We start from the raw sequence: 15,903 nt of genomic DNA, 5'->3' as shown, positions 1-15,903 counted from the left end.
GAAGCGGCCGGTCGTGATCGACGACCCGAACCTCGGCGAGACGATCGCGGTGCGCCACATGATCTACCTGGCGCTGACCTACGACCACCGGCTGGTCGACGGCGCCGACGCGGCGCGCTTCCTCTCCGACGTCAAGGCCCGACTGGAGGCCGGCCAGTTCGAGGTCTGACCCACGCGTCTGCACGAGGGCCCGCTGCCGTCATGGCAGCGGGCCCTCGTCGTGCAGCCTGCTCAGGTCAGGAGACGTCGGCCTCCTTCACGAGGGCCTCGATGTTGTTGCCGTCGGGGTCGTTGACGAACGCGGCATAGGCCCCGTACTCGGGCCAGTGTCTCGGCTCGTGCCGCGATGACCCGCCCGCCCTGACGGCCGCTTGATGGAAGGCGTCGACCGCGGCCCGATCCGCCGCTTCGAATGCCAGGTGGAGGCCTCGAGTCACCTCTGCGCTCGTCCGCGCGGTCTCCAGCGACAGGCTCGGGGCATCGTGCTCGGGAATCCAGTACTCCGCGATCGTTTCGGTGCGGTAACCCGCTCGAACGTCCAGGGCCGCGAGGGCATTGGTATAGAAGGACTCGCTGGCGGCGAAGTCACTTGCGAACACGCCGAGATGATGCACGAGATGGGAAGCCGTCATGGGCTCACCGTAGGGGTGGCAGGGCACACCTGGGTTGGCCAGCGAGTCGCGGGTCGCGCGGTTCAGGCGTCGCCGATGTAGCCAGTCTCCGGGTCGATCATCGACAAGAAGGTTCGAATGTTCGCGTGGTGCTGCTCAAGGTCGTCGACCGTTGGGCTGGCGCTGAATCCGTAGCCGGGGTTCGGACCGCTGAGCCAGGCGTAAAGGGTGCCGCCGAACCGATCTGGGCGCAGCTCCTGGCACACCGCCGTCTTTCCTGTTCCGGACACGCCTTCGACGAGGTAGCTGTGCACGCCCACCGGTGCAGTATCGGCTCGGTACGACGCTGCAACAAGTCAGCCCGAGCGAGCGTGGGTTGAAAGCAGTTCTGCGAGCGCGCGTTCGTACGCCGAGTCGGGTGTCTCCGGGACCGGTGCCGGGTGGGTGCCGGTGTGGTCGACGGTGAACTGGTAGCCCGTGGGTGTCCGCCAGACGTGGACGCCGGGCTCGGGTTGTCGGTGTCGCCAGCCGCGGCCGTGGGTCTTGACGCGATGTTCGAACCTGGTGAGTTTGCCGAGGTTCTCGATCCGGGTCTGTCCGGGTGGGCCGGCGGTGTCGGTGTCGATCCAGGGCCTGGTGTGGTCGAGGTCCATCTTTCGGCCGGTGGCCGAGGACCAGGGGAACGCCGAGGCCGGGGAGCGAAGGTGCACGAGTTCGCGGAGCCGGTCCGGGACCTCGTAGCCGTCCACCGGACGATCCTGGTCCAGGTCGATCACCGGTCGAATCGTGACGTGGGAGTGGCGCAGGAACTCCGAGGCCTGGCCGATCGTGATCGGGCCGACGCCCTCCATCCGCGCCACCCCGGCACCAACCTGCATCGATTCCCGGGAGACGTGCACGTAGAGGGTGGCCGGCGGCAGTTCTCCAGTGGTCGTGCCCGTCGAGACCGCGCCGGTGGTCGAGCCCGTCGGGACCTGGTCACCACCGGTGGTCGAGCCCGTCGAGACCTGGTCACCGACCGCGGACCGCAGCAGCGCGAGTGCCCGGGCCGGGTGCGCGAGGATGCCGAGCGCCTTGGATCGCCGGGCGCCGACCGGGTCGGTGTCGCCGTGTTGGAGCAGGATCTCGGCGATCCGGTCCACCATCGCGACCAGGTAGATGATCTCACCCGCGGTGGCCTTCGCCACCAGCGTCTTCAGGCCGTGCTCGTTGGATTGGCCGGTGACCACGAACCGGTCCAGCTCCGCTGCGATTCGGCGTTGTTCGGCGGCGTCGGGGTCGGCGGCGATGATCCTGGCCTCGAGCAGGTCGACGAACCGGCCCCACGGCAGCGTGGTCAGGTACGGCGTCGTGGTCTCGTCCACTTGCCGGGCCTGGGCGAGGGTGAGGCCGGTGGCCCGGGTCCGGGAGGCGACGTGCCGGGCCTGCCAGACGCGGACTTGCCCGGCGGTGAGCGCCGCCCAGAGCTTGGGGAGCCGGTGCCGGACGTCGAGGGCGTCGGCCATCAGCGTGGCCGCGGCGACGTGCGACCGGCCGAGCAGCACACCGAGCTCGGCGGCCGCGAACGCACCCGCGAACGGCGTCCCGTCACCGCCGTACCGCCGCGCCCGCTCGGGGCCCGGCAACACCACCCCGGAGCCGATCGACTCCGCGGCGTGCAGGTCCGCCCACTGCGCCGCCAACACCAGCTCGCGGCACTCCGCCTCGACCAGCGCGGCGTGGTTGGACACCAAAGCGTCGGCGACAGCCCGCCGCTCGAGGTCGTCCACCACCGGTTCCATACCCTCAACCTAGAGGTGACCACCGACAGTTCTAAGCGCCGGATATCCCTTGTGCACAACGGGATCGGCCTCGATACGCATGACCGCCGCGAGGGGTGGACTAGCATCCCGGGATGAACGACGACTACCGGGCGGTCAACCGTGCGATCTGGGACGAGCGCGCTGTGGCGCATGCAGCGTCGCCCGGCTACTCCGTGGACCGGTTCGCCTCAGATCCCACGCACATCTCGGACGTGGTGCGGTTCGACCTGCCGCTCCTGGGTGACGTGTCGGGTCAGCGCGGGGTGCACCTGCAGTGCCACATCGGCACCGACACCGTGTCGCTGGCCAGGCTGGGCGCGCGGATGACCGGTCTCGACTTCAGCGCCCCGGCCCTGGAGCAGGCTCGGACGCTGGCCGAGGCCGCCGGTGCACAGGTGCGGTTCGTCGAGTCTGACCTCTACGCGGCTCCGGAGGCGCTGGGCCACGAGACGTTCGACCTGGTCTTCACCGGCATCGGAGCCCTGTGCTGGCTGCCCGACATCCGCCGATGGGCGCATGTCGTGGCGACCCTGCTGGCGCCGGGTGGCCGGCTGTTCCTTCGCGAGGGGCACCCGATGCTCTGGACGCTCGCCGACCCCCGCCCGGACGGTCTCGTCGTCGTCGAGTACCCGTACTTCGAGCGCCCCGAGGCAACGGTGTTCGACTCCGAGGGCACTTACGTCGAGACCGACGTGGAGTTCGAGCACACCACCACCCACGAGTGGAACCACGGACTGGGCGAGATCGTCACGGCGCTGCTCGACAAGGGTCTGCAGCTCACCGGGCTGGTCGAGCACGACAGCGTTCCCTGGGACGCGCTGCCCGGCCAGATGGAGGAGCTGCCCAACGGCGAGTGCCGGCTGCGCGACCGGCCGTGGCGGCTCGCCCACAGCTACACCCTCCAGGCGGTGCGGCCGGCGTGAGGACCGTCAGGCCTGGTCCAGCGCCTTGCGGATCCGGGTGTCCGACACCGGGAACGACGTGCCCAGCGACTGCGCCCAGAGACTGACCCGGAACTCCTCCAGCATCCAGCCGACCCGGCGCAGCTCCGCGCTCGGCAGGCGACCGTCGGGAAGCGCGTCGAGCCGGTGCAGGTACGCCTCCTGCAGTCCCACCACCTGGTCCATCAGCCGGCGGTCCCGCGCGACGTCTCCAGGAAGCCGGGTACGACGCTCGGCCACCGCGGCCAGGTAGCGCGGGTAGTGCCGCAGCCACACCGTCCCCGCTTCGCCGACGAACCCGCGTTGCACGAGCCGGCCGACCTGCGCCTTCATGTCCGCGAGCGCCGGCAGCATCGTCATGTCGACCGACCCGGTGAGTGCCTTGTCGACGTCTCGCCACACCGCCAGCACCCGCACGACGTCGTACATGACGCTCCGGGTCGTCTCCGGCAGGTCCACGCGCACCGCTGCGGTGAGTCTCGTGAAGGCCGCCTCATCCCACACCGGGCCGCCGTGCCGCGTCACCAGGTCGTCGACCGCGGCCGCTACGCAGTCCTCGAGCAGGTCCGCGACGGAGGGGTGCGGCGAGCCGGCGAGCGACAGCTTCTCGGCGTTGGACAGGCCGTCCGCGATGGCGCGCGCCGGCGACGGGACGGCCAGCATCAGCAACCGTCGCAGCCCGCGCAGGTGTGAGGCGTCCCGCTCCGGCTCGGAGCCGAACACGCGCAGCCCGACGGAGCCGCCCTCGTCGACGAGCCCCGGGAACCCGCGCACGTCGTGACCCGCCCGGGTCTGCGTGAAGGTCTGTTCGATGATGCCGAACGTCCACGCCGTCGCGCCGCTGACGTCGAGACCGGATGACGACGCGGCCTCGGCCATCGCGGCCTGGAACTTCGGCCGGAGCGGCTCCTTGAGCTTCTCCAGGTCCTTGCCCTCGCCGACGACCGTGCCCCGCTCGTCGACGACGCGGAACGTCGGTCGTAGGTGGTCGGGCACCTTGCTCCAGTCCCACGCCTCCGGCGGCACGTGCACGCCGCTCCGCCCGCGCAGGAACCGGCCGAGCGCGCCGAGCAGCGACTCCTCCCCCGGCGACGCGGCCGCGAGGAACTCCTTCGCCACGTTCGGAGCCGGCACGAAGTTCACCCGCAGCTGCTTGGGGAGCGACCGGATCAGTGCGACCACCAGGTCTTCGCGCAACCCCGGCACCTGCCACGTGAACGCCGTCGTGTCCACCTGGTTGAGGGTCGCCACGGGTACGTCGACGGTGACACCGTCGGCGGCGGTCCCCGGCTCGAACTGGTAGCTCAGCGGCAGGCTCAGGTCGCCCTCGCGCCACTCGTCGGGGTAGTCGTGGGCGGTGACCTCTCCGGCCGACTCGCGCACGAGCATCGCCGGGTCGAAGGTGAGCAGGTCCGGGGCCCGCTGCCGGGTCCGCTTCCACCACGAGTCGAAGTGCGCACCGGACACCACGTCGGCTCCGACCCGCTCGTCGTAGAAGTCGAACAGCGTGTGCTCGTCGACCACGATGTCGCGACGTCGGGCCCGGTGCTCGAGCTCCTCGGCCTCCTCCAGCAGCGCCCGGTTGCGCGCGAAGAACTTGTGCCGGGTCTGCCACTCGCCGTACACCAGCGCGTGCCGGATGAACAGCTCGCGGGCGAGTGCCGGGTCGACCTTCGCGTAGGACACGAGCCGGTCCGCCACCAGGGGTACGCCGTACAGGGTGACCCGCTCGTAGGCCATCACGGCGGCACGCTTCTTGCTCCAGTGCGGCTCGGAGTAGGTCCGCTTCACCAGCGAGGCGCCCAGCTCCTCGGCCCACTCGGGGCGGATCGCCGCATTGACGCGGGCGTAGAGCTTCGACGTCTCGACGAGCTCAGCGGACATGAGGAACTGCGGCTGCTTGCGGAACAGCCCCGAGCCGGGGAACACCGAGAACCGTGCGTTGCGGGCACCGAGGTAGTCGCGCTTCTCGGGATCGCGCAGGCCGATGTGGGACAGCAGACCGGACAGCAGCGCCTGGTGGATGCCGTCGGCATCGGGCTCGCCCGCGGAGCCGGTGGTGGAGCCCGTCGAGCCCCCCAGCTTCAGCTGCTTCGCCACCTGCCGCAGCTGCGACTCCAGGTCCTGCCACTCCCGGATGCGCAGGTAGTTGAGGTGCTCCGCGCGGCACATCCGCCGGAACGCGGACGACGACAGCTCGCGCTGCTGGGACTTCACGTAGCGCCACAGGTTGAGCAGGGTCAGGAAGTCCGAGGTCTCGTCGCGGAAGCGCGCGTGCAGCTGGTCCGCGTGCGCCCGGGTCTCCACCGGCCGCTCGCGCGGGTCCTGGATCGACAGCGCCGCGGTGATCACCAGCACCTCGCGCAGGCAGCCGCGCCGGTCCGCCTCCAGCACCATGCGGGCCAGTCGCGGATCGACCGGCAGGGTGACCAGCCGCCGCCCGAGACCGGTCAGCCTCCGGGAGCCACCGTCGACCCGCAACGCCCCGAGCTCCTCCAGCAGCTGCACGCCGGCCTTCACGTTGCGCTGGTCGGGTGGGTCGACGAACGGGAACCGCGCGACGTCCCCCAGCTCGAGCGCGGTCATCTGCAGGATCACCGAGGCAAGGTTGGTGCGCAGGATCTCCGGGTCGGTGAACTCGGGACGCGAGTCGAAGTCGGCCTCGGAGTACAGCCGGATGCAGATGCCCGCCTCGACCCGGCCGCACCGGCCCTTGCGCTGGTTGGCGGACGCCTGGCTGATCGCCTCGATGGGTAGCCGCTGCACCTTGGTGCGGTAGGAGTACCGCGAGATCCGCGCGTAGCCGGAGTCGACGACGTACCTGATCCCCGGCACGGTCAGTGATGTCTCGGCGACGTTGGTGGCGAGCACGACCCGACGGCCGGTGTGCGGCGCGAACACCTTGTGCTGCTCGGCTGCCGACAACCGGGCGAACAGGGGCACGATCTCGACGCGCCTGGGGTGGTCCAGCTTGTCGAGACCACCCTTCTCCAGCACATCGGCGGTGTCGCGGATCTCCCGCTCCCCGGGCAGGAACACCAGGATGTCGCCCGGCCCTTCCTGCATCAGCTCCTGCACCGCGTCGACGATCGCCTCGGTCTGGTCCCTGACCAGCACCTCGCCCTCGGCGTCGACGGCGTCCGGATCATCCTCCCCGGCCACCGTCATGAGCGGGCGGTAGCGCACCTCGACCGGGTAGGTCCGCCCGGACACTTCGACGATCGGCGCCGGCGTCCCGTCCGGCCTCGCGAAGTGAGCGGCGAAGCGCTCGGGGTCGATCGTGGCCGAGGTGATCACGACCTTGAGGTCCGGCCGACGCGGGAGCAGCTGCTTGAGGTAGCCGATGATGAAGTCGATGTTGAGGCTGCGCTCGTGCGCCTCGTCGATGATCAGCGTGTCGTACGCCGAGAGCATCCGGTCGCGCTGCAGCTCCGCCAGCAGGATGCCGTCGGTCATCAGCTTCACCAGCGTGTCCCGGCTCGACCGGTCGGTGAACCGCACCTGGTAGCCGACCGCACCGCCTGGCTCCCCGAGCCCGGGACCGCCCAGCTCCTCGTTGATCCGCTCCGCCACGCTCCGGGCCGCGATACGGCGCGGCTGGGTGTGCCCGATCATGCCGTGCACGCCACGGCCGAGCTCGAGGCAGATCTTGGGCAGCTGGGTGGTCTTCCCCGAGCCGGTCTCGCCGGCCACGATCACGACCTGGTGGTCCCGGATCGCCGCCGCGATGTCCTCACGTCGCTGACTGACCGGGAGCTCGGGGGGATACCGCACCTCCGGGACCAGGGCCCGGCGTGCCTCGACCTGCGCGGGGCTGAACCGCTGCCGACGAGGGCCCCTCCGGCGACGAGGGGTGCGGGTGGCCTGCGACATGACCCGTGAAGTCTACGAAGGGCGCGCAACCGGGATTCCTGGGAAGATCGGCACGTGGCCAGCGCTGTCTCCGCCGTTCCGGAAGACGTGCTCGTGCACCTGCGCCGAGCCCGCGACCTCGCCGACCGCGAGTTCGCCCAGCCTCTCGACCTCGACCGGCTGGCCGACGCCGCGGGGTTGTCGAAGTTCCACTTCCTCCGGCTGTTCAAGGCGACGTACGGCCTCACCCCTGCCGCGTACGTCTCCCAGCGCCGCATCGAACGTGCGCAGGACCTGCTCCGGGCCACGAACCTCACGGTGACCGAGGTCTGTCACGCGGTCGGGTTCACCAGCCTCGGCTCGTTCAGCTCGCGGTTCCGGGCACTGGTCGGGGTCAGCCCGACCGAGTTCCAGCAGCGGTACGCCGACGGAGCGCCGCGGATCCCGGGGTGCTTCGTGTTCCTCTGGGGCCTCGCCGAGACGTCCGCAAGCCAGGAGAAGCCACCGCCTGCGCCGTCCTCCTAGCCTGGCCACATGATCACCAACGTCTCGATCGTGGGTGTCTGGGTCAAGGACATCGACGACGCCAAGAAGTTCTACACCGAGGTCCTCGGCTTCGCGCCGAAGGACGACATCACGCTCGGCGAGGGGTACCGGTGGTGCACCGTCGTGCACCCCGACCAGCCCGAGCTCGCGCTCAACCTGCAGGTGCCGGGACCTCCGCTCTCGGGGACGCTGGCCGACGCGATCCGCCGCGAGCTCGACGCGGGCACCATGCACGCCGCCGGCCTCGACGTCGATGACTGCCGGAAAACCTACGAGGAGCTCAGCGCCGAGGGCGTCGAGTTCCTGCAGCCGCCTGCGGAGCGGCCGTACGGCGTCGAGGCGCTGGCCCGCGACAGCTCCGGCAACACGCTGGTGCTCGTGGAGAAGAGGGCCTACACGGCTCAGGACTTCGAGGACGCCTAGCCCTACCGTCATGTGGACGGGCATCGCCTCGATTTGAACGCGGTCCGCACGACCTGCAGGGTGGGAGGTCAGCGAAGCGATCAACCGAAGGAGAAAGCACTCGTGCTCACCCTGACCGAGAACGCCAGCACCGTCGTCAAGACCCTGGTCGACCAGACCGGCGGCCCCGAGGAGGCCGGCCTGCGGATCAGCCAGGACGCTCCCGACTCCCCCGCGCTGCATGTCATCCCGAGCGAGGCGCCGCTGCCCGGCGACCAGGTGCTCGAGGAGGACGGCGCCCGCGTGTTCCTCGAGGGGGTCGCGGCCGACACCCTCGACGACAAGATCCTCGACGCGCAGGTCGACGACAAGGGCGGCGTGCAGTTCACGATCGCTCCCCAGGCCTGAGCCCCGGCCGCCCGGAGAGCACGTCCAGACGTCCGGAATCAGGACGTTTGAACTCCCTCCCGGCGGGCACATGTTGGGTCAGGAAGGGAGAACAACATGGCATTCATTCTCTGGCTCATCGCGGTTGCCCTGGTCATCTGGGGCATCATCACCCTGGTCCGCGGCGGCGTGCTCATGGGCATCGTGCTCATCGTGCTCGGCCTGCTCGTCGGTCCGGGTGGGGTCAGCATCTTCACCTGACACCCGCACGACACAGCTACACCACGGCTGGACCGTCCGCACGACGCGGGCGGTCCAGCCGTTCGTGCGCGTCCGGTCAGGCGTCCGGCAGTGCGCCGGGCAGTACGCCGGGCAGTACGCCGGGCAGGGCGGCGGCCAGCATCGCGAGCAGATCTCGCTTGTCGACGCCGCCCGGGTCGCGCACCCAGGTCAGCACCACGTCCTCGGTCATCGCCGCCCAGCCGCGCACCATCAGCCGGGTGGCCGGGGTGTCCGCGACTCCCAGCACGTCGAGCAGCGGCCGCCCGTCGGCGACCCCGTCCGTCCGGGTCTCGAAGATCCGGTCGGTGAGCGCGGCCCGCGCTTCCTCGTAGATCTCGAGCAGGTCGGCGTTGCCGCTGCCCGCGCCGCGCACCAGCGACGCATAGCCCTCGTAGTTGGCCATGACGTAGTCGACGTACGCCTCCAGCGAGGTCGCCAGCCGCTCCAGGGGCTCGCCCTCGGCGGGCGGCGCGGTGACCCGGATCAGGTCGTCGGCCGCCTTGCGCACCACCGCCCGGTGGAAGTCCCGCTTGTTGCCGAAGTAGTGGTAGAGCAGGCCGCGCGAGATTCCGGCCTCCTCGGCGAGCATGTCGATCGACAGCTCGTCGACCGACCGCGTCGACAGCAGCCGGACCCCGAGGTCGAGCAGCTGCTCGCGCCGGCCGTCGGGCGTCATCCGGACGCGGCCGGCGCCGCGGGGATGGCCGGAACCGACGGCGCTCATGCCGCGACTCTACTGAACAACTTTCAACAGCGCTATTGACGCCCGTTCAATACCGTCGGTATGTTCGGCGGCATGCCCTCCGCCCCGCTCCCCTCCCACGTCCGAGTCCTCGTGATCGGTGCGGGGTTCGGCGGTCTCGGGACGGCGATCCGCCTCCAGCAGCACGGTGAGACCGACTTCCTCGTCGTCGAAAAGGGCACCGAGGTCGGTGGCACCTGGCGCGACAACACCTACCCCGGCGCCGCCTGCGACGTCCCCTCGCAGCTGTACTCGTTCTCGTTCGCCCCGAACCCCGACTGGTCGCGGTCGTTCTCCCCGCAGCCGGAGATCCAGGCCTACCTTCGCCGCGTCGCCGACGAGGCCGGAGTGCTCGACCGGTTCCGGTTCGGCACTGCCGTCGAGGACGCCGCCTGGCACGACGACGACGCGTCGTGGACGGTGCGTACGACGGCGGGGACCGTCACCGCAGACGTGGTCGTGGCCGCCGCCGGCGGGCTGTCCGAGCCGCGGATGCCCGGCATCGACGGGATCGAGGGCTTCAACGGCGAGATCTTCCACTCCGCCCGGTGGAACCACGACTACGACCTCACCGGCAAGCGGGTCGCCGTGATCGGCACCGGCGCCTCCGCGGTCCAGATCGTGCCCGAGATCGCGGACCGGGTGGCCCACCTCGACGTCTACCAGCGCACCGCCCCGTGGGTGATGCCGCGCCGCGACCGGGACTACACGACGGCGGAGCGACTCGGCTTCCGACACCTCCCCGGATTGCAGCGGCTCTACCGCACCGCGATCTACTGGGGTCGGGAGTGCTTCGTCCCCGGCTTCACGGTCAACCCCGGGCTCGCCGCCCCCGCGAAGAAGGCCGCCCTGGCGAACATCGCCAGGGGCATCGCCGACCCCGCGCTGCGCGCCAAGGTCACACCCACGTTCGAGATCGGCTGCAAGCGGATCCTGATCTCCAACGACTGGTACCCCGCGCTGGCCCGCGACGACGTGGACCTCGTGACCAACCCGATCACCAAGATCACCGGCAGCGCGGTCGTCACTGCCGACGGCGTCGAGCGGGAGGTCGACGCGATCGTTGTCGCCACCGGCTTCTACACGACCGAGCAACCGATCGCCGGCCACATCACCGGTGCCGAGGGCCGCACGCTCGCAGAGGTCTGGAGCGAGGACGGGATGGCGGCCTACAAGGGCACGACCTTCCACGGCTTCCCCAACCTCTTCCAGATCGTCGGCCCGAACACCGGCCTGGGGCACTCCAGCATGGTGTTCATCATCGAGTCGCAGATCGCCTACATCCTCGACGCACTGAGCCGGATGCGCAGCGACCGGTTGACCTCCGTGCAGCCGCGGCTCGGCGCGCAGCGAAGGTGGAACGCAGACGTCCAGCGCAGGCTCGCGCGCAGCGTGTGGAACACCGGCGGCTGCTCGAGCTGGTACCTCGACGCCCACGGCCGCAACACCACGCTCTGGCCACGCACCACATTCACGTTCCGGCGGCTGCTGTCCCGGTTCGACCCCGAGCAGTACGTCACGACCACCCGCTCCGGCGTACCCGCCCCGACCGACCGAAGGGTGACGGCGTGAGGACGCTCGACGGCAAGGTCGTCGTCATCACCGGCGCCGGCTCCGGCATCGGCCGGGCGCTCGCCGTCGAGGTCGCCGACCGCGGCTCGCACCTGGCGCTCAGCGACTGGGACGAGGTGGGGCTGATGGACACGGCCGCTCTCGTGCAGGCGCGGGCCAACAGGGAGCCGCGCACCGACAAGCTCGACGTGCGCGACCGGGACGCGATGCGGACGTACGCCCAGTCCGTCGCCGCCGACCTGGGCCGGGTCAACGTGATGGTGAACAACGCCGGAGTTGCGCTGCACGGTGACTTCGAGGAGGTGTCCTACGACGACTTCGAGTGGGTCATGGACGTCGACTTCTGGGGTGTCGTGCACGGCACCAAGGAGTTTCTGCCACACCTGATCGCCTCGGGCGACGGGCACGTCGTCAACGTCTCCAGCCTGTTCGGGCTGCTGGGCATGCCCGGGCAGACCGCCTACAACGCGGCCAAGTTCGGGGTGCGCGGCTTCACCGAGGCGCTGCGCACCGAGATGCTCGTCGCCCGGCACCCGGTCCAGGTCACCTGCGTGCACCCCGGCGGCATCCGCACCGCGATCGCCCGCAACGCCCGGGCCACCGCCTCGCACGACCAGGCCGAGGTGGCCCGGCACTTCGACACCAAGCTCGCGCGGATGACGCCCGAGCGCGCCGCCGAGATCATCGTCGCCGGGATCCTGGCCGACCGCCCGCGCGTGGTGGTCGGTGCCGACGCCAAGATCCTGGACGCGCTCGTCCGGCTGGTCGGTCCGCGCTACCAGTCGATGGTCGCCCGGGCGGCGCGCCGCCTGGCCCCCTAGGACCACCGGACCCCTGACTTTGGGGCTCCCTGGCTGTCGGCGCCACACCCTACGGTAGCTGGACGGCGACGAGGGGGGATCCTGTTGAGCGTCGACTCCTGGACCGGCGCGGGCAAGGCGCCCGCGGGCACCACCGCGACGGCGTGCGCGAGCTACGCGCCCGGCCACCAGATGCACTACATCCACCAGGGCCAGGCGCTCCGGTCTCCGTCGCTGCGCGTCGGCGGCCTGACCGTCGACGGTGACCGGCTGCTGATCTCCCTGGAGGACGGTGAGGAGCTGGTCTGGCGGCACCACGACCCGGCCCGGCTCTCCGACGTCCTCGGCCTGTTCCCGACGTTCCGGGTGATCTACCCGCACTTCCACGCGCTGCGAGTCGGCCCGTACTGGTTCAACTGCGCCGAGCACGCGTTCGTGCCGTGCGAGCCCGCGGAGCCCGACGACACCTAGGCTGCACCCGTGAGCTCGGTGCGGATGGTCTTCTCCAAGTGGCGCGGCCGCCCGCACTGGGAGTACGACGCGCGGGTGCTCGGCGACGACGAGCACGGCACCTGGGTCGGCGCCCCGGCCGGCACGCGGGTGGCGCGGCCCGGAGCCGCGTTCGATTCACCGAGCCACTTCGTCAGCCTGGTGCCACCCGACCGCGGCTTCGTCGCCACCTTCTACGGCGAGCACCCGCTGCCTCCGGGTGACCCACACGTCGAGCTGTACGTCGACATCACGACCGTGCCCACCTGGGAGACCGCCCGGGGCCGGACGACCGTCCTGATGGTCGACCTCGACCTCGACGTGCTGCGCGGCCGCAGCGGGCGCGTGTGGGTCGACGACGAGGACGAGTTCGCCGACCACCGGGTGCGCTACGACTACCCCGCCGAACTGGTCAGGCTCGCGGCCTCCTCGTGCGACCGGGTGCGTGAGGACGTGCTGGCCGGGCGCGGGCCGTTCGCGAGCGACGTCGGCCGGCGGTGGCTCAGCCGACTGGCTCCGTCTTCTTCTTCCTCTTGACCTGCCTGGCCCGCACCGGACCGACCAGGCGTGGCCCGGAGAGCCGCTGCTCGAGCCGGCGGGCCTCGCGGCGTAGCGGCTGGGCGGCGTACTCGCCGAAGATCACGCCCGACGCCAGCGCGATGGCGATCGCGGCGGCGCCCATCAGCGAGAGGATCCCGTTGCCGCCCGCGGCCAGCAGCGACAGCCCGCGGTAGATCGAGAGTCCGGGCAGCATCGGCACGATCGCCGACACCACCACGACGAGCGGCGGCACCCGCACCCGGCCCGCCGCCGCGTAGGAGACCAGGCCCACGAACAGGGCGGCGACGGCCGCGGACCAGGCCCTGCTGAAGCCCAGCTCCTCCACGAGTCCCAGGACCAGGGAGGCGACACCGGCGATCAGCGCGATGGGCAGCAGGCTGCGCAACGGCGCGTACGACGAGAACGCGAACGCGCCCGCACAGATCGCCGCACCCGCGACGACCATGGTGGCCTCCGACAGGGTGGACACCCCGGGGTCGAGCCGACCGAGGTCGACGCCGAGCATCTGCCCGACGGTCAGCCCACCGCTCACCCCCGCGATGATTCCGGCGGTCGCCAGGATGGCCTCGAGGATGCGGGCCCCGGCGGTGAGCGGGAAGCCGGTCAGGGCGTCCTGGATCGCTCCCATGAAGCCGATCCCGGCCAGCAGCATCACGATGCTGGTGGTGACGACGAGCGACGGGTCCACGTCGAGCCCGACGGCCGCGGAGGTCACCGCGAGCAGGGTGGCCAGCAGCCCGCCGGCCACCTGCTGGTAGAAGCCCGGGAGCCGCCGACGGGACATCCACCGGAGCAGCAGGTCGATGCCGACGGCGGCCACGAAGGCGATCACGATCACGGTCGGGTTTCCGCCGAGGAGCATGCCGACACCGGCACCCATCACTCCGAAGCCCAGGCTGACCGCCCAGCGCGGCCGCCGGTGACCCGAGGACACGACCCGTGCTAGCCGGGACCGCGCCTCGTCGCGGTCGATCACGCCGGCGAGCAGGTCACGGACCAGGTGGTCGACGAGGGTGAGGTCCTCGTAGTCGATGTCGCGGTGCCGCACGTGCCGGGTCTGGATCAGCGCCGGCTCGTCGGCGCTGGGCTGATGGCTCAGCGTCAGGGTGGTGAAGGTGACGTCGACCTCGACGTTGCGGATGCCGCATGCATGCGCGACCGACCACATGGTGGCGGTGACGTCCGCCGCGCCGGCCCCCGACGAGAGCAGCATCTCCCCGATCCGGAGCGCCACGTCGAGGGTCTTGTAGGTGTCGGTGTTGTCAGCCATGGCGACGTCCAGTCTGACGAATCCGGGACTGGCGGCGCGAGCCGGCGGACGTGGGGTTGCTCACGCGAAGGCCCCCGTGTCCGACGGACACGGGGGCCTCGATGCTGCAGCTGCGTGCGGGATCAGCTCCGGGGAGCGGCCTCGCGGGACTTCTTCGGGTTCCTTGCGTCGGCCACCGGGGTCGCCTCGCGGGATTTCTTCGGGTTCGGGCCGTCGGCGACCGGGCGGGCTTCGCGCGACTTCTTCGGGCTCTTGCCGTCGACCGCAGGAGTCGCCTCCCGCGACTTCTTGCCTCCCGGCGCGGTGACGGACTTGCGGACATCGGACGATCCGGTGTCGGCCGCGACTGCGGCACCGACCGTGATCATGCCGAGGACGAGCGTGCCGGCGCCGATGGCGCCGACGATACGCAGCGTGCGGGCACGCTGCGTTGCTTGCTTGCGCGTCATGTGATTCTCCCAGGGTCACAGAAGCGGATATGGAACCTCGACCGTAAAGCCGAAGCGACGGCCTGTCCGCAACTGAACCGGTTTTATGGTCCTTCGATGACGGAAATGGCCCGAAATGACTAGACGGATCAGTCCGTTTCGGGGTGATCGGCTCCGAGTGGCGGCGCCATCTCCAACCGGACCCCGACCAGGCGCACCGCCCGGGCGTGGTCGAAGCGGCCGAGCAGGTCCAGCGCCGCCGCCTCGATCACCGGCTCCTCGACCGTCGCCGCGGGCAGGGTCAGGCTCCGCGTCCGCGTCTCGAACGGGGCGTAGCGCATCTTCATGCCGACCCGGACCGCGGGTCGCCCCTCCCGGCGGATGTCGTCGAGCACGGTGCGGGCCAGCCGACGGACCGCCTCGGCGACCTCGTCCCAGTCGGTCAGGTTGTGCTGGAAGGTCTCCTCCCGGCCGTGGCCGCGGGGCACGTACGGCGAGGCGTCCACCGGGGAGCTGTCGACCCCGCGCCCGAGCCGTCGGTACCACGGTCCCATCGTCGGGCCGAGCCGGTCGGCCAGCACCTGCGCCTCCGTCTCGGCCAGCTCGCGCACCGTCCGGATGCCGAGCCCGGCCAGCTTGGCGGCGGTCTTCCGGCCGATCCCCCACAGCGCGTCGGTGGGCCGCTCCCCCATCACCTCGAACCAGTTCTCGGCCGTCAGCGTGAACCGCCCCCGCGGCTTGCCGAACTCGGTGGCGATCTTGGCGCGCAGCTTGTTGTCACCGACTCCGACCGAGCAGTGCAGCCGGGTGGCGTCGAGCACCGCGGCGCGCACGTCGTCGGCGAAGCCTTCCGGGTCGTCGGTGCGCACCCCCATGAACGCCTCGTCCCAGCCGAGCACCTCCACGGGCACGTCGAAGCCGCGGAGCGTGTCCATGACCTGCACGGACGCCGCCTCGTACGCCGGCGCGTCGACGGCGAGGAACACCGCGTCGGGACACTTCTTCGCGGCGGTGCGCAGCGGCATCCCGGACCCCACGCCGAACTCGCGCGCCTCGTACGACGCCGTCGACACCACGCCGCGCTCCGTCGGGTCGCCACGGCCGCCCACGACGACGGGCAGGCCGGCCAGCTCGGGGCGGCGCAGCACCTCGACAGCGGCGATGAACTGGTCGAGGTCGACGTGCAGCACCCAGTCGGTCCGGGTCGACTCGCTCACG

18 protein-coding genes are annotated in these 15,903 nt (G+C 70.9%); 10 read left to right on the top strand and 8 right to left on the bottom strand.

The window, feature by feature from the left end:
- A partial coding sequence (locus VFH10_RS06515) for a 2-oxo acid dehydrogenase subunit E2 (RefSeq protein ID WP_325127138.1) occupies positions 1-169 on the top strand: 169 nt, incomplete at its 5' end.
- Between the two features lie 67 nt (positions 170-236).
- Here VFH10_RS06515 and VFH10_RS06510 read toward each other — a convergent pair.
- From VFH10_RS06510 to VFH10_RS06500, 3 genes are all read right to left on the bottom strand, one after another.
- On the bottom strand, positions 237-632 hold the full coding sequence (locus tag VFH10_RS06510) for a VOC family protein (protein WP_325127136.1): 396 nt from the start codon (positions 630-632) through the stop codon (positions 237-239).
- 62 nt (positions 633-694) lie between these two features.
- On the bottom strand, positions 695-931 hold the full coding sequence (locus tag VFH10_RS06505; RefSeq protein ID WP_325127135.1) for a hypothetical protein: 237 nt from the start codon (positions 929-931) through the stop codon (positions 695-697).
- 36 nt (positions 932-967) lie between these two features.
- Complete coding sequence (locus VFH10_RS06500) at positions 968-2,392, bottom strand: DUF222 domain-containing protein (RefSeq protein ID WP_325127134.1); 1,425 nt, start codon at positions 2,390-2,392, stop codon at positions 968-970.
- 113 nt (positions 2,393-2,505) lie between these two features.
- On the opposite strand from VFH10_RS06500, the gene VFH10_RS06495 reads away from it, so the two are divergent.
- Positions 2,506-3,336 carry a class I SAM-dependent methyltransferase gene (locus VFH10_RS06495; RefSeq protein WP_325127131.1) on the top strand — a complete coding sequence of 277 codons (831 nt, stop codon included), beginning with the start codon at positions 2,506-2,508 and terminating at the stop codon, positions 3,334-3,336.
- A gap of 6 nt (positions 3,337-3,342) precedes the next feature.
- Here the strand turns inward: VFH10_RS06495 and hrpA are convergent, their stop codons facing one another.
- Entirely contained in the window at positions 3,343-7,227 is a 3,885-nt protein-coding gene (gene hrpA / locus VFH10_RS06490; RefSeq protein WP_325127129.1) for an ATP-dependent RNA helicase HrpA, read from the bottom strand.
- A gap of 54 nt (positions 7,228-7,281) precedes the next feature.
- On the opposite strand from hrpA, the gene VFH10_RS06485 reads away from it, so the two are divergent.
- The 4 genes from VFH10_RS06485 to VFH10_RS06470 all read left to right on the top strand — a co-directional run bounded on the left by VFH10_RS06485 (position 7,282) and on the right by VFH10_RS06470 (position 8,802).
- Positions 7,282-7,731: an AraC family transcriptional regulator gene (locus VFH10_RS06485; RefSeq protein WP_325127127.1), complete on the top strand. Its 450-nt coding sequence runs from the start codon at positions 7,282-7,284 to the stop codon at positions 7,729-7,731.
- Positions 7,732-7,740: 9 nt separating this feature from the next.
- A complete protein-coding gene (locus VFH10_RS06480) occupies positions 7,741-8,175 on the top strand; it encodes a VOC family protein (protein ID WP_325127125.1) in 435 nt (144 codons plus the stop codon).
- 102 nt (positions 8,176-8,277) lie between these two features.
- Entirely contained in the window at positions 8,278-8,562 is a 285-nt protein-coding gene (locus tag VFH10_RS06475; protein ID WP_325127123.1) for a Fe-S cluster assembly protein HesB, read from the top strand.
- Positions 8,563-8,658: 96 nt separating this feature from the next.
- Positions 8,659-8,802 (top strand): GPGG-motif small membrane protein, encoded by a 144-nt coding sequence (locus VFH10_RS06470; protein WP_325127121.1) that lies wholly within the window; start codon positions 8,659-8,661, stop codon positions 8,800-8,802.
- A gap of 76 nt (positions 8,803-8,878) precedes the next feature.
- Here the strand turns inward: VFH10_RS06470 and VFH10_RS06465 are convergent, their stop codons facing one another.
- On the bottom strand, positions 8,879-9,547 hold the full coding sequence (locus VFH10_RS06465) for a TetR/AcrR family transcriptional regulator (protein ID WP_325127119.1): 669 nt from the start codon (positions 9,545-9,547) through the stop codon (positions 8,879-8,881).
- A gap of 72 nt (positions 9,548-9,619) precedes the next feature.
- Here VFH10_RS06465 and VFH10_RS06460 point away from each other — a divergent pair, with 72 nt between their 5' ends.
- From VFH10_RS06460 to VFH10_RS06445, 4 genes are all read left to right on the top strand, one after another.
- Complete coding sequence (locus tag VFH10_RS06460; protein ID WP_325127117.1) at positions 9,620-11,137, top strand: NAD(P)/FAD-dependent oxidoreductase; 1,518 nt, start codon at positions 9,620-9,622, stop codon at positions 11,135-11,137.
- Entirely contained in the window at positions 11,134-11,958 is an 825-nt protein-coding gene (locus tag VFH10_RS06455; protein ID WP_325127115.1) for an SDR family NAD(P)-dependent oxidoreductase, read from the top strand. Before VFH10_RS06460 ends, VFH10_RS06455 begins: the two co-directional genes overlap by 4 nt.
- An 84-nt stretch (positions 11,959-12,042) precedes the next feature.
- Positions 12,043-12,408 (top strand): hypothetical protein, encoded by a 366-nt coding sequence (locus tag VFH10_RS06450; RefSeq protein ID WP_325127113.1) that lies wholly within the window; start codon positions 12,043-12,045, stop codon positions 12,406-12,408.
- A gap of 9 nt (positions 12,409-12,417) precedes the next feature.
- Entirely contained in the window at positions 12,418-12,963 is a 546-nt protein-coding gene (locus VFH10_RS06445; protein WP_325127111.1) for a DUF402 domain-containing protein, read from the top strand.
- Here VFH10_RS06445 and VFH10_RS06440 read toward each other — a convergent pair.
- The 3 genes from VFH10_RS06440 to VFH10_RS06430 form a co-directional block, all read right to left on the bottom strand.
- Positions 12,929-14,257, bottom strand: a complete 1,329-nt coding sequence (locus tag VFH10_RS06440) for a threonine/serine ThrE exporter family protein (RefSeq protein ID WP_325127109.1) — start codon at positions 14,255-14,257, stop codon at positions 12,929-12,931. The genes VFH10_RS06445 and VFH10_RS06440 overlap by 35 nt on opposite strands.
- Positions 14,258-14,379: 122 nt before the next feature.
- Positions 14,380-14,706 (bottom strand): hypothetical protein, encoded by a 327-nt coding sequence (locus tag VFH10_RS06435; RefSeq protein WP_325127107.1) that lies wholly within the window; start codon positions 14,704-14,706, stop codon positions 14,380-14,382.
- Positions 14,707-14,834: 128 nt separating this feature from the next.
- Positions 14,835-15,902 (bottom strand): DNA polymerase IV, encoded by a 1,068-nt coding sequence (locus tag VFH10_RS06430; RefSeq protein WP_325127105.1) that lies wholly within the window; start codon positions 15,900-15,902, stop codon positions 14,835-14,837.
- Position 15,903: the final 1 nt, after the last annotated feature.

The organism is Nocardioides sp., from assembly GCF_035697785.1.
In the GTDB taxonomy this organism is placed as follows: Bacteria; Actinomycetota; Actinomycetes; order Propionibacteriales; family Nocardioidaceae; genus Nocardioides_B.
The sequence above is the reverse complement of the archived record's forward strand: the minus strand, read 5'-3'. Positions and strand labels throughout refer to the sequence as shown.